The following is a 13276-nucleotide window of genomic DNA, read 5'->3' on the forward strand; positions in this document are numbered from 1 at the left end:
TGAATGCTCAAATAGAAACCTTATTTCAGGCACTCCGGTCCACAATAGCGCAAAGCCGGGCCGGGTTCCGCCGGCCCCGTCTTTCCGGATCCTTTTTCCGGCCGCCTTCCCGAACCGTCTTTCCGTACCAGGAGCATTCCCCCATGTGTGGCATCGTCGGCGCCGTGGCGCAGCACAACATCGTTCCCGTCCTGCTCGAAGGCCTGCGCCGCCTGGAATACCGGGGCTACGACTCCTGCGGCGTGGCCGTGCACACGGGCACCGGCCTGCAGCGGGTGCGCAGCACCCAGCGCGTCGCGGAGCTCGCGGCCCAGGCCGCGCAGGACGGCGTCCAGGGCCTGACCGGCATCGCCCACACCCGCTGGGCCACCCACGGCGCGCCGCTGACGCACAACGCGCACCCGCATTTCTCCGGCCCGGACCAGGGCGCGCCGCGCATCGCGCTGGTGCACAACGGCATCATCGAGAACCACGACGCCCTGCGCACGGAACTGCAGGCCGCCGGCTACGTGTTCCAGAGCCAGACCGACACCGAGGTCATCGCCCACCTGGTGGACCACCTGTACGACGGCGACCTGTACGCCGCCGTGCAGCAGGCCGTGCGCCGCCTGGAGGGCGCCTACGCCATCGCCGTGTTCTGCGCCCAGGAACCGCACCGCGTGGTCGGCGCGCGCCAGGGCTCGCCGCTGGTCGTGGGCCGCGGCGCCGACGGCAACTACCTCGCCTCCGACGCGCTGGCGCTGGCCGGCACCACCGACCAGATCATGTACCTGGAGGACGGCGACGTGGTGGACCTGCAGCTCGCGCGCGTCTGGGTCGCGGACGCCCAGGGCCGGCCTGTGGAGCGGCCCGTGCACACGGTCCAGGTCCACACCGGCGAGGCCGAGCTCGGCCCCTACCGGCATTTCATGCAGAAGGAAATCTTCGAGCAGCCGCGCGCCGTGGGCGACACCCTGCAGGACATCGACGCCATCATGCCGGAGCTGTTCGGCGACGGCGCGCACGCCGCGTTCCAGGCCATCGACCGCGTGCTGATCCTGGCCTGCGGCACCAGCTACTACGCCGGCCTGACGGCGCGCTACTGGATCGAATCCGTGGCCGGCATTCCCGTCAACGTGGAGATCGCCAGCGAATACCGCTACCGCACCAGCGTGCCCGACCCGCGCACCCTGGTGGTCACCATCTCCCAGTCCGGCGAGACCGCCGACACCCTGGCCGCGCTCAAGCACGCGCGCAGCCTGGGCATGGACCAGACCCTGACCATCTGCAACGTGGCCACCAGCGCCATGGTGCGCGAATGCAAGCTGGCCTTCATCACCCGCGCGGGGGTGGAGATCGGCGTGGCCTCGACCAAGGCCTTCACCACCCAGCTGACCGCCCTGTACCTGCTGACCCTGGCGCTGGCGCAGACGCGCGGCCGGCTGGACGCCGCCGCCGAGGAACAGGCCATCAAGTCCCTGCGCCACCTGCCGGCCGCCGTGTCCGCCGTGCTGGCGCTGGAGCCCCAGATCATCGCCTGGGCCGAACGCTTCGCCAGCAAGGAAAACGCCCTGTTCCTGGGGCGCGGCATGCACTATCCGATCGCCCTGGAAGGCGCGCTGAAGCTGAAGGAAATCAGCTACATCCACGCCGAGGCCTATCCCGCCGGCGAACTCAAGCACGGCCCGCTCGCCCTGGTGACCGACGCCATGCCCGTCATCACCATCGCGCCGCACGACGAGTTGCTGGAAAAGCTGAAGTCCAACATGCAGGAAGTGCGCGCGCGCGGCGGCGAGCTCTACGTCTTCGCCGACGCGGATTCCCAGATCGCCAGCGCCGAGGGCATGCACGTCATCCGCATGCCCGAGCACTACGGCAAGCTCTCGCCCATCCTGCACACCGTGCCGCTGCAGCTGCTGGCCTACCACACCGCCTGCGCGCGCGGCACCGACGTGGACAAGCCGCGCAACCTGGCCAAGAGCGTGACGGTGGAATGAGCGGCCGCATGATCGTGTCCCGCCCGCACGTCCGCCACGTGGCGGCGCTCATATGACCGCCCCTGTGGCTCGTGCCGCCACGGCGCCCGTGCGCCGCAAGACTGTTTTCGCCATCATCGCCATGGCGTTGCTCATGATGTCGATCGATTCGACCATCGTGGCGACGGCATTGCACGCGATCCAGCAGGGGCTGCATACCTCGATCAACCTGGCGAGCCTGACCATCACGGCCTATTCCTTCGGTTTCGTGCTGATGCTGCCCATCAGCGGCAAGCTGGCCGAGCGGTTCGGCCGTCGCCAGGTCTTCGTGGCCTCCACGCTGGCATTCACGCTGGCCTCGTTCGGCTGCGGCATGGCCGACAACATCTATCTGCTGATCGTGCTGCGGGCCATCCAGGCCGCGGGCGGCGCCGGGTTCACCCCCACGGCCACCGGCATCATCGTGGAGCACTTCGGCGCCGCGCGCGACCGCTACGTCAGCCTGTTCGGCAGCATCTTCCCGGTGGGCGCGATGATCGGCCCGGTCTTTGGCGGGTATTTCGTCGCGTATTCGTCCTGGCGCGACGTGTTCTATGTGAACGTGCCCATCGGCCTGGTCATTTTTTTCCTGGCCCTCCGTTTCATTCCCCACGATCCGCCGTCCGAGGACCGCACCCGCCGCAAGATGGACGTGCCGGGGATCGTGCTGCTGGGCCTGAGCCTGCTGTCGGGCATGCTGGCGGCCACCGTTCTGGGCGAGCGCCAGGGCGGCGACAGCCTGCTCGGGTTCCTGGGGCTCCTGCTGGTGGCGGTGCTCTCGCTGCTGTTCTTCCTTCGCCATATCCGCCGCACGGCCGCCCCCTTCATCGCGCCCCGGCTGATCTACGGCCGCCACTTCGGCGTCGTGAATCTGGTGAACGTGATCTTCAGCGGCTTCGTGGTGGGCGCCATGGCGCTGGTGCCGTTGTACGCCACCAGCCAGTACGGTATCGATGCCGTGGGATCCGGCACGCTGCTCACGGCCCAGGGGGCCGCGGCCATGATCTGTTCCCTGGCGGCGGTGGCGCTGCTGCGCCGCACCGGCTATCACCTGCCGCTCTACGTGGGCAGTGCCGTCAGCATCGTGGGGCTGGTGGGGCTGGCGCTGCCACCGCTGGCGGGCACGCCCTATGCCTGGCTGGCGTTCTCGGCCTTCCTGGTCGGAGCGGGCAACGGCACCATCAATCCGGCCATGCGCAATGCCGGCCTGCAACTGGCGCCCGAATCGTCGTCGATGCTGGCGGCGCTGCGCACCTTGTCGCTGCAGACCGGTTCCATCGCCACGATCTCGATGGTGGCGGCGTTCCTGGCGTATCAGAGCAATCCGGGCGAGATCCTGGCGTGGGTCTATGCGATCCTGGCCGTCATCCGGCTGCTGGCGCTGGCTCTGGTGAAGTACGTCCCGGAACAGCGGGGCGCCTGGTAGGGCGCGATCCGTCTATCTCAGCCGCCCGCGCCGCAGGCGCACGATGCTGATCCAGGCGTCGATCGGCATGGGGCGGGCCAGCAGGTAGCCCTGCATCGCGTCGCAGCCGTGCTGCGCCAGGAAGGCGGCCTGGGGCTCGTCTTCCACGCCTTCGGCGACGACCCAGAAATCCAGCTGTCCGGCCATGGCGAGGATCAGGCGGGCGATGGCGATGCTGTCGGGGTCGTCGGGCAGGTTGCGGATCAGGCTCTGGTCGATCTTCAGCTCGAAGATGGGCAGCCGCATCAGGCAGGACAGATTGGAGTAGCCGGTGCCGAAATCGTCGATGGAAAAGCGGATGCCCAGGCGGTTCAGCTCGCGCATGCGCCGCGCCGTGGCCTCGACGTCCTGGATCCAGACGCCTTCCGTGATCTCGAAGATCATCCGGTTGCCGGGCGCGCCGGTGCGTTTCAGCAGGCCGCGCACGGCCTCGCCGAAGCCCGGGTCCATCAGGACCTTGGGGCTGATGTTGACGGAGACCGGATAGATCTCGTCCAGGTCCTGCAGGTTCAGCAAGGCGCGGCAGGCCACGTCCAGCGACCAGTAGGTCAGGTGGTTGATGAGGCTGCTTTCCTCGGCCAGGGGCACGAACAGGCCGGGCGAGACCGGGCCGTGCTCGGGGTGCGTCCAGCGCGCCAGCAGTTCCGCGCCCGTGACCCGGCCGTCGCGCGCGTACTGCGGCTGGATGTGCATGGCGAGCTGGGACGTGTTCAGGGCCAGGGTCAGGTCCTTTTCCATCCACAGGCGCTGCTCGAATTCGGTCTGCAGCGTGTGGTCGTAGAAGACGGTCCGGTTGCCGCCCAGCTGCTTAGCGCGCTGCATGGCCAGGTCGGCCTCGCGGATGGCGTCGCCGGCCGACGCGCCGCCGGCGTGCAGCAGGGTCAGGCCGATGCTGGCGGTGAAGACGCAGGCCTGCTCGCCCGGCTCCAGCGGCGTCGAGGCCAGGACGCGCCGCAGCCGTTCGGCGATCTTCAGCGCCTGGCGGGCGCCGGCGTCCGGGTCCGCGTCCAGCCGCGTGAGCAGCACCATGAATTCGTCGCCGCTGATGCGCGAGACCGTGTCCTGCTCCAGCGTGTGCTCCATCAGGCGGCGCGCCACTTCCTTCAGCACCTGGTCGCCGATGGCGTGGCTGCGGCTGTCGTTGAGCTTCTTGAAGCCGTCCAGGTCCAGGACCAGCACGGCGCCGCAGCCGCCTTCGAGGCGCGCGTCGAGCAGCGTGCGTTCCAGCCGGTCCAGCAGCAGGATGCGGTTGGGCAGGCCGGTCAGGGGATCGTGGAAGGCGTTGTGGCGCGCCAGTTCCTCGGCCCGCATGCGGGCGGTGATGTCGGTCAGGATCGTGCAGTACATGTCGGTCGCGCCGGCCGGATCGTACAGCGGCATCTTGACGGAGCGGAAGGTATGCACGCGGCCCGTCCGGGCGGAGGGCCGCCGTTCCTGGGCGACGAGGGTTTCGCCCCGTTTCAGGGCCGCGAGATCGGCGGCCGCGATGCCGTCGGCGCGCACGGGGCCGGGGGCCTGGCGGGGGTCGAGCGCCGCCGCCGGCGGGGCGGCGGGCAGTCCGGAGAATTCGCGGAACGGCCGGTTGGCGTAGCGGCAGCGCCGGTCGCCGTCCTCGATGCAGATGAGGTCGTCGATGTGGTCGAGCACGACGGCCAGGCGGTGGCCGGCCGTGCGCAGGCGCCGTCCTTCGCGGCGGGCCCGGCAGCGGACGTAGGCGGCGTAGGCCAGGGCGGCCAGCGCGGCGAGGACGGCGGCGGCCAGGACCTCCGGCCCGTATCCGGGCTGCGCCGCCGCGTCGGCCGGGCGCATTTTGGCATTGTCCCAGCGGGTCAGGATGCGGTAGTAGACGGAATCGGAGTCGGCCTTCCAGGCGCCCAGATGGCGCTCGATCGCCCGCAGGACGTCGGCGTTGCGGCCCTTGGGCGCGGCGTAATAGATGCCCGACGGCAGTAAGATGATGGGCGTGGCCGCGAGGCCGTACTGCGCGGCCGTGGCGTTGCCGTAGAAGAAATCGGAGGCGACGGCGTCGGCCCGGCCCGCCTGGGCGAGCTGGAAGCCCTGGATCAGCGAATCCACGGGAACCAGGCGGGGCCGGACGCCGAGGCCGGGCAGCATGGTTTCCAGGTAGCCGTATTCGACCGATCCCGCCAGGGCGGCCAGCCGCAGCCCGTTCAGGTCCTGGATGGCGTGGATGTCCTCGCCCTTGCGCACGTAGATGCGGGTCCAGGTCTGCAGGACCGGCGTCTGGTGGAAGTCGAAGAAGGCCGCGCGGTCGGAGGTCAGGGACACCGCGGGCAGCAGGTCGAGCTTGCCCTCGCGCAGCCTGCGCAGGCAGTCCTGCCATTCGCAGAGTTCGGTCTTCAGCGTCCAGCCTTCCCGGCGCGCGATCTCGGACAGGAGGTTGCCCAGGACGCCGTCCGGCTGCCCGTTGGGCGCGGCCGAGAGCAGCGGGCCCATGTCGCTGACGCCGATCGTCAGCGTCGTGGCCCGGGACGGATGCGGCGCGAGGCAGGCCGATCCCAGGAGGAAGAACAGGCAGGCGCGCGCGCTGACGGAACGGAAGCTGGCTTTCATCGGCGTTTCCCATGGGCCCTGGGGATTCTCCGGGCGAGCCCGTCCGGAGGATTCCATGCCGATCGATCTGGATTCGATTATAGGGGGCGTGCCGGACGGGATGGCGCGGGGCGGGGCGGTTGCACCGCCGAAACCGCGGTTTACCCGGGATTCCCCCAGTCCCGTTCGTCCACGTGCGCGTGCAGATGCCGCACGAAGGCCTGGGTGGCCGGCGGCGGGCTGGCGTGCAGGCGGTTGTAGACGAAGAACTGACGGCGGATCACCGGATCCTGCAGCGGTCGCATGCGCAGGCCGTACAGGTCCACCAGGGTCCGCGCGTAGGGCAACCCCGCCGTCACGCCCAGGCCGGCGCTCACCATGCTGAGCGCGGTGCTCATGAAGGCCACCTCGTGGCTGGGGTGGATGGCGGGGATTTCGCTTTCGGCCTGCCGGTACAGGTCCAGCGCCAGCCGGTTCGTGAACTGGCCCTGCAGGGCGATCAGGGGATAGCGCACCAGGTCGGCCCAGCGGATGCGCTCCAGGGATTCCAGCGGGTGGCCCGGCGGAAACACGGCCATGAAGGGCAGGTCGAACAGGGGATCGGCCGCCATGTCGGTCAGCCCTTCGCGGTGGGGGCCGATGCTGACGTCCACCTCGCCGCGCACCGCCTGGGCGATGGCGTTCTCGACGGCGCAGTCGAGCAGGTGGACCTGGATGTCGGGGTGCTCGCGGCGGAAGCTGGCGATGACCTCCGGAATCAGGGTGCTGGCCATCAGCTGGGGGGCGGCGATGCGCACGATGCCGCGGCGCAGGCGCTTGAGGTTGTCGATGTTTTCCAGCGCGCCGTCCAGGTCGCGCAGGATGCGGGTGGCGACGGAATGGAATTCGCGCCCGACTTCCGACAGCTGGATGCGGCGGGTGTTGCGGTCCACCAGGCGCACGCCCAGCTGGGTCTCCAGTTCCTTGATCAGGCCGCTCAGGGCCGACTGGGTGATGTGCAGGGATTCGGCCGCCCGGGTGAAGCCCCCCGTGCGGGCCAGCGCCGTGAAGGCGCGCAACTGGCGCAGTGTCACTTCCATCGGATTTCTCTATGAATCGATGAATAAAAACTGTTTGTATGATAGCTGGAAACTGCGTCTAATAGGGCATCACAAGCAAAAGCGATGCGCCGGCGCCGCCGTGGCCGCATCCGCACAGGAGACACGCCATGCCTTTCTCCCACCGGGATGAAGCCGATGATGAATGATGCCGCCCGCCTGATCATCCGCGGCTTCGAGATCCTGATCGTCGCCTGCCTGGCGATCATGGGCCTCCTGGTCTTCGGCAACGTCGTCTTGCGCTACGCCTTCAATTCCGGCATCGCCATTTCCGAGGAACTGTCGCGCCTGCTGTTCGTCTGGCTGATCTTCATGGGCGCGGTGCTGGCCTCGGCGCGGCGCATCCACATCGGCTTCGACACGCTGCAGCAGGCCGTCGGGCCGCGCGCGCGCCGGGCGCTGGTGGTCTTCACGGGCGCCCTGATCCTGGCCGGCTGCGCGATCTTCATCGTCGGCGGCTGGCGCCAGACCGTGATCAACCTGGGTAACACCTACCCGGTCCTGGGCATTTCCTACGCCTGGCTGTACGGCACCGCGCTGGTGTTCGGGGTGGCGCTGATCTTCCCGGTGTGCAACAACATCCGCCGGGCGCTGATCGGCATCGACGACGGCCTCACCGAAAACCTGGCCGACCGCATCGAAGGCCTGGCCGAGCGGATCGAGGATGATGCCGCGAAGGGAGACGGCAAATGACCGCGCTCGTCTTCCTCGGCTCGCTGCTGGGCCTGATCGCGCTGGGCCTGCCGATCGCCTTCGCCCTGATGTTCGCCGGAGTGGCGCTGATGCTGCTGACCGGGCAGTTCGACGCCCAGATCGTGGTGCAGAACGCCGTCGCCGGCGCCGACAATTTCGTGCTGATGGCCGTGCCGTTCTTCATCCTGGCGGGCGAGTTCATGAACGCCGGCGGCCTGTCCAGGCGCATCGTGGACATGGCCAGCGCCTTCGTCGGCCACCTGCGCGGCGGCCTGGGCTACGTGGCGATCTGCGCCGGCATCCTGCTGGCCAGCCTGTCGGGCTCCGCGGTGGCGGACACGGCCGCGCTCGCCGCCATCCTGGTGCCCATGATGCGCCAGGCCGGCTACGATCCGGCGCGCGCCTGCGGCCTGATGGCCGCCAGCGGCATCATCGCGCCGGTCATCCCGCCGTCGATCGGCTTCCTCATCTTCGGCGTGGTGGCCAACGTGTCGATCACCCGGCTGTTCCTGGCCGGCATCGTGCCCGGCGTGCTGATGGGGCTGTTCCTGACCGTGGCCTGGTGGTTCGTCGCCCGGCGGCAGAAAGTGGCGCTGACGCCCCGGGTGTCCTGGGGGCAGCGCCTGCGCCTGCTGGGGCAGGGCGGCTGGGCGCTGATGCTGCCGGTCATCATCATCGGCGGCCTGCGCTTCGGCATCTTCACGCCGACCGAGTCCGCCGTGGTGGCGGCCGCCTACGCGCTGTTCGTCGGCCTGGTGGTGTACCGGGAACTCAGCTGGCGCAAGGTCTACGAGTGCCTGCTGTCCACGGCGCAGACGACTTCCGTGGTGCTGCTGCTGGCCGCGCTGGCGATGGTCGCGTCCTACATGATCACCATCACCGACATCTCCGGCCAGGTGGGCGGCTGGCTGACCGCGCTGTCGGACCACCCGCTGGTGCTGGTCGCCGCCATGATGGTGGTGGTGTTCTTCGCCGGGATGGTGCTGGACTTCATCCCCATCGTGCTGATCTTCACGCCGGTGTTCATGCCCATCATCCAGGCGGCCGACATCGACCCCGTGTATTTCGGCGTGATCTTCATCATGAACTGCTCGATCGGCATGATCACGCCGCCCGTGGGCGTGGTGCTCAACGTCGTCAGCTCCGTGGGCAAGGTGTCCATGGCGCAGGCCACGCGCGGCATCGGGCCGTTCCTGCTGGCCCTGCTCGCGCTGCTGATCGCCCTGATCCTGTTCCCCGAACTGGTGACCGTGCCCGCCCAGTGGTGGCGCTAGCGTCCGCCGCCCCATCCGCTTCCACCCGAGGAGACATCCCATGAAAATCCGCACCACCCTGCTCGTCGGCCTGCTGGCCGCGACGCTGTCCGGCTCCGCCTGGGCGGCCGTCACCGCGAAATTCGCCGTCACCCTGCCGGAAAAATCCCACCAGGGCCAGGGCGTGGCCAAGTTCGTCGAACTGGTCAAGGCCAAGAGCCACGGCGAGATCGACATCAAGCCCTACTACAGCGGCGCGCTGGGCAACGACGTGCAGGTGACCTCCGCCCTGCAGGGCGGCACGATCGAGTTCACCGTGCCCCAGACCACCACCCTGACGGGCATGGTCAAGGCCTACGAAATCCTGGACTTCCCCTTCCTGTTCAAGAACAGCGAGCAGGCGGAGAAGGTGCTGGACGGCCCGGTGGGCCAGAAGCTGCTGGAAACCCTGCCCGCGCACGGGCTGGTGGGCCTGGCGTACTGGGAAAACGGCTTCTTCAACGCCACCAACAGCAAGCATCCGATCGCCAAGGCCGAGGACTTCGAGGGCCTCAAGTTCCGTTCGATCCAGGCCAAGATCACCCAGGAGACCATCAAGGCCCTGGGCGCCAATCCGGTGCCGCTGGCCGTGCCCGAGCTCTACACCGCGCTGGAGACGCGCACCATCGACGGCCAGGGCACGCCCAACGCCGTGATCGCCGCGCTCAAGCTCTATGAAGTGCAGAAATACCTGTCCATCACGCGCCACAGCTACGGCGCCTTCATCCCGCTGGTGTCCAAGGCCTTCTGGGACAAGCTCACTCCCGAGCAGCAGCAGATCCTGAAGGATTCCGCCGTCGAGGCCCGCACCTACCAGCGCCAGGTCGCGCGCGCCCAGGCCCAGTCCGCCAAGGAAACCATGGCCAAGCACGGCATGGAGATCAACGAGGTCAGCGATGCCGAGCACGACCGCATGCGCGCGCGGGTGCAGCCGGTGTGGCAGATGTTCATCCCCAGCGTGGGCCAGGATCTGTTCGACCAGGTCCAGGCCGAGTTGAAGTAAGCCCGTCCCTGGGCGCGGGGCCGCCGCTCCGCGCTTCCGGGCGCGCCCCGGCGGCCCGGCAACCGGAGTTTCCATGAAGTTTGCCACCTTGAAAAACGAGTCGCGCGACGGCCGCCTGGTCGTCGTGTCCCGGGACCTGGCGCGCTGCGTCGCCGTGCCCGAGATCGCGCCCACCCTGCAGGCGGCGCTGGACGACTGGGACGCCTGCCTGCCGGCCCTGCGCGCCGTCTCCGAGCGGCTCGACGCGGGACGGCACGAGGCGGCCCGCCCCTTCGATCAGGCCGCCTGTCATTCCCCGCTGCCGCGCGCCTATCAATGGGCGGACGGCTCCGCCTACCTGAACCACGTGGAGCTGGTGCGCCGCGCGCGCAACAGCCAGGTGCCGGAATCCTTCTTCACCGATCCGCTGATGTACCAGGGCGGCTCGGACAGCTTCATCGGCCCGCGCGACCCCATCGTCGCCGACACGGAGGACTGGGGCATCGACATGGAGGCCGAGGTCGCCGTCGTCACGGGCGACGTGCCCATGGGCGCGAGCCCGGCGCAGGCCGCCGGCGCGATCCGCCTGCTGATGCTGGTCAACGACGTGTCCCTGCGCGGCCTGATCCCCGGGGAGCTGGCCAAGGGCTTCGGCTTCTTCCAGTCCAAGCCGGCCAGCGCGTTCTCCCCGGTCGCCGTCACGCCCGACGAACTGGGGACCGCCTGGCGCGACGGCAAGGTCCACCTGCCGCTGCGGGTCGAGCTGAACGGCGAGCCCTTCGGCTGCCCGGACGCGGGCCAGGACATGAGCTTCGCCTTCCCGCAGCTGATCGCGCACGCCGCGCGCACGCGCCGGCTGGCGGCCGGCAGTATCATCGGCTCGGGCACGGTGTCCAACAAGCAGGGCGGGCTGCACGGCTCCAGCATCCGCAACGGCGGGGTGGGCTACTGCTGCATCGCCGAAGTGCGCATGTACGAGACCATCGAGGGCGGCGCCCCGGCCACGCCCTTCATGCGCTTCGGCGACCGGGTGCGCATCCACATGAGCGACGCCCGGGGCGAGGACATCTTCGGCGTCATCGAGCAGACGGTCGAGCGCCGCCCGGGCGCTTGAGGGGAGCCGTACCCATGCTGCAGCTCTATTCCTATTTCCGCAGTTCGGCGGCCTACCGCGTCCGGATCGCATTGGCCCTGAAGGGCCTGGATTACCAGGTCGTTCCGGTGCACCTGCTGCGCCACGGCGGCGAGCAGTTCGGCGAGGACTACCGGCGCCGCAATCCGGAAGGCCTGGTGCCGGCGCTGGCCGAGGGCGAGCGGGTGCTGACCCAGTCCCTGGCGATCATGGAGTACCTGGACGAGACGCACGGCCCCGCCTCCCTGCTGCCGGCCGACGCGCCGGGCCGCGCGCGGGTGCGCGCCCTGGCGCTGCACGTCGCCTGCGACATCCATCCGCTGAACAATCTGCGCGTCCTGCGCTGGCTGGCGCACCAACTGAAGATCGAGCAGTCCGTGCGCGACGACTGGTACCGCCATTGGGTGGAGCTGGGCTTCCGCGCGCTGGAGGCCCAGCTGCAGTCGCCCGCGACGGGGCGCTGCTGCCACGGCGACGAACCGGGCCTGGCCGATTGCTGCCTGGTGCCCCAGGTCTACAATGCGCGCCGCTACGATGTGGATCTGTCGGCCTTTCCGACGATCGCGCGCATCGCGGCGCATTGCGAATCGCTGCCCGCCTTCCAGGCGGCGCATCCGGACGCGCAGCCGGACGCGGAGTGACGGAGCGGCCGGCGGGGCGCCGTCCGTGGACGCGGGCCGCGGCCCCCGCGGAGCCGGTGCGCGCGAAGCGGCCGCCGGCCGTGTTTTTCGGGAGATCATCATGAGCACCACCCCTTCCCTGGAATACCAGAGCGGATTCGGCAACGAATTCGCCACCGAGGCCCTGCCCGGCGCGCTGCCGGCGGGCCGCAATTCCCCCCAGCGGGCCCCCTACGGCCTGTATGCCGAGCAGCTGTCGGGCACGGCCTTCACCGCGCCGCGCCACGCCAACCGGCGATCCTGGCTCTACCGCATCCGGCCGGCGGCCACGCACGGACCGTTCGAGCCGTCCTCCGCGGGCGCGCGCTGGCTGAGCCGCTACGACGAGGTCCCCACGCCGCCCGACCCGCTGCGCTGGGATCCGCTGCCGCTGCCCGGCGAGGACGCGGCCACGGATTTCGTGGACGGCATGGTGACCATGGGCGGCAACGCCGGCTGCGGCATCCACCTGTACGCCGCCAACCGCTCGATGCGGGACCGCTATTTCTACGACGCCGACGGCGAACTGCTGATCGTGCCGCAGCAGGGGCGCCTGGAGCTGGCGACCGAGCTGGGCGTGCTGCGGGTCGAGCCCCAGGAGATCGCCGTCGTCCCGCGCGGCGTGCGCTTCCAGGTGCGCCTGCCCGACGGCGCGGCGCGCGGCTACGTGTGCGAGAATCCCGGCGCGCATTTCCGCCTGCCCGACTTGGGCGTCATCGGCTCCAACGGCCTGGCCAACCCGCGCGATTTCCTCGCGCCCGTGGCCGCCTACGAAGACCTGGAGGGCGACTTCGAGCTGCTGGCGAAGTTCCAGGGCCGCTTCTGGAGCGCCCGCATGGATCATTCGCCCCTGGACGTGGTGGCCTGGCACGGCAACGACACGCCCTACAAGTACGACCTGCGCCGCTTCAACGCGATCGGCTCGATCACCTACGACCATCCGGATCCGTCGATCTTCCTGGTGCTGCACGCGCCCAGTGCCGTGCCGGGCGTGGACACCATCGATTTCGTCGCCTTCGCCCCGCGCATCCTGGCGATGCGGGACACGTTCCGGCCGCCCTGGTTCCACCGCAACCTGGCGGGCGAATTCATGGGCCTGGTGCACGGCCGCTACGACGCCAAGGCCGAGGGCTTCCTGCCCGGCGGCGCCTCGCTGCACAACACCATGACCGGCCACGGCCCCGACGCCGAGACCTTCGCCAAGGCCAGCGCGGCGGACACGTCCAAGCCGGACATCATCGCGGACACCATGGCGTTCATGTTCGAGACGCCGGTGGCGATCCAGGCCACCCGCCAGGCCCTGGAATCGCCGCAGCGGCAGCGGGAATACTACCGCTGCTGGCAGGGGCTGAAGAAGCACTTCGATCCGGCCAAGCGGTAGAACGCCCCTGCCTGCTCCCGTCGATCAA

General features: G+C 69.4%; 10 protein-coding genes. 8 read left to right on the forward strand and 2 right to left on the reverse strand.

Going from position 1 to position 13276, the window contains the following annotated elements; genetic code table 11:
* Positions 1–143: 143 nt before the first annotated feature.
* Positions 144–1976: a glutamine--fructose-6-phosphate transaminase (isomerizing) gene (gene glmS, locus BN940_RS02340; protein ID WP_043679712.1), complete on the forward strand. Its 1833-nt coding sequence runs from the start codon at positions 144–146 to the stop codon at positions 1974–1976.
* A gap of 52 nt (positions 1977–2028) precedes the next feature.
* On the forward strand, positions 2029–3420 hold the full coding sequence (locus BN940_RS02345) for an MFS transporter (RefSeq protein WP_043679715.1): 1392 nt from the start codon (positions 2029–2031) through the stop codon (positions 3418–3420).
* Between the two features lie 12 nt (positions 3421–3432).
* On the opposite strand, the gene BN940_RS02350 is transcribed toward BN940_RS02345, so the two are convergent.
* Positions 3433–6033, reverse strand: coding sequence for an EAL domain-containing protein (locus BN940_RS02350; RefSeq protein ID WP_043679718.1), 2601 nt, complete (start codon positions 6031–6033; stop codon positions 3433–3435).
* Positions 6034–6173: 140 nt separating this feature from the next.
* Positions 6174–7091 carry a LysR family transcriptional regulator gene (locus tag BN940_RS02355; RefSeq protein ID WP_043679720.1) on the reverse strand — a complete coding sequence of 306 codons (918 nt, stop codon included), beginning with the start codon at positions 7089–7091 and terminating at the stop codon, positions 6174–6176.
* A 156-nt stretch (positions 7092–7247) separates the two neighbouring features.
* On the opposite strand from BN940_RS02355, the gene BN940_RS02360 reads away from it, so the two are divergent.
* The 6 genes from BN940_RS02360 (at position 7248) to hmgA (ending at position 13248) form a co-directional block, all read left to right on the forward strand.
* Positions 7248–7802 carry a TRAP transporter small permease gene (locus BN940_RS02360; protein WP_158386221.1) on the forward strand — a complete coding sequence of 185 codons (555 nt, stop codon included), beginning with the start codon at positions 7248–7250 and terminating at the stop codon, positions 7800–7802.
* The gene (locus BN940_RS02365) at positions 7799–9076 is read left to right on the forward strand and encodes a TRAP transporter large permease (protein ID WP_043679723.1); all 1278 of its coding nucleotides are present in this window, start codon (positions 7799–7801) and stop codon (positions 9074–9076) included. The genes BN940_RS02360 and BN940_RS02365 overlap by 4 nt, the downstream gene beginning before the upstream one ends.
* A 40-nt stretch (positions 9077–9116) precedes the next feature.
* Entirely contained in the window at positions 9117–10097 is a 981-nt protein-coding gene (locus BN940_RS02370; protein ID WP_043679726.1) for a TRAP transporter substrate-binding protein, read from the forward strand.
* A gap of 73 nt (positions 10098–10170) precedes the next feature.
* On the forward strand, positions 10171–11190 hold the full coding sequence (locus tag BN940_RS02375; protein ID WP_043679729.1) for a fumarylacetoacetate hydrolase family protein: 1020 nt from the start codon (positions 10171–10173) through the stop codon (positions 11188–11190).
* Positions 11191–11207: 17 nt separating this feature from the next.
* Positions 11208–11849, forward strand: coding sequence for a maleylacetoacetate isomerase (gene maiA / locus BN940_RS02380; RefSeq protein WP_148305019.1), 642 nt, complete (start codon positions 11208–11210; stop codon positions 11847–11849).
* A 100-nt stretch (positions 11850–11949) separates the two neighbouring features.
* Entirely contained in the window at positions 11950–13248 is a 1299-nt protein-coding gene (hmgA, locus tag BN940_RS02385; RefSeq protein WP_043679734.1) for a homogentisate 1,2-dioxygenase, read from the forward strand.
* Positions 13249–13276 lie beyond the last annotated feature (28 nt).

The sequence above is a fragment of the Castellaniella defragrans 65Phen genome, assembly GCF_000612685.1.
In the GTDB taxonomy this organism is placed as follows: Bacteria; Pseudomonadota; Gammaproteobacteria; order Burkholderiales; family Burkholderiaceae_B; genus Castellaniella; species Castellaniella defragrans.

Excerpts from the sequence above, each read along its gene's own strand:
- glmS (WP_043679712.1), top strand. The coding sequence starts at position 144 with ATGTGTGGCATCGTCGGCGCCGTGGCGCAGCACAACATCGTTCCCGTC.
- BN940_RS02345 (WP_043679715.1), top strand. The coding sequence starts at position 2,029 with ATGACCGCCCCTGTGGCTCGTGCCGCCACGGCGCCCGTGCGCCGCAAG.
- BN940_RS02350 (WP_043679718.1), bottom strand. The coding sequence starts at position 6,033 with ATGAAAGCCAGCTTCCGTTCCGTCAGCGCGCGCGCCTGCCTGTTCTTC.
- BN940_RS02355 (WP_043679720.1), bottom strand. The coding sequence starts at position 7,091 with ATGGAAGTGACACTGCGCCAGTTGCGCGCCTTCACGGCGCTGGCCCGC.
- BN940_RS02360 (WP_158386221.1), top strand. The coding sequence starts at position 7,248 with ATGATGAATGATGCCGCCCGCCTGATCATCCGCGGCTTCGAGATCCTG.
- BN940_RS02365 (WP_043679723.1), top strand. The coding sequence starts at position 7,799 with ATGACCGCGCTCGTCTTCCTCGGCTCGCTGCTGGGCCTGATCGCGCTG.
- BN940_RS02370 (WP_043679726.1), top strand. The coding sequence starts at position 9,117 with ATGAAAATCCGCACCACCCTGCTCGTCGGCCTGCTGGCCGCGACGCTG.
- BN940_RS02375 (WP_043679729.1), top strand. The coding sequence starts at position 10,171 with ATGAAGTTTGCCACCTTGAAAAACGAGTCGCGCGACGGCCGCCTGGTC.
- hmgA (WP_043679734.1), top strand. The coding sequence starts at position 11,950 with ATGAGCACCACCCCTTCCCTGGAATACCAGAGCGGATTCGGCAACGAA.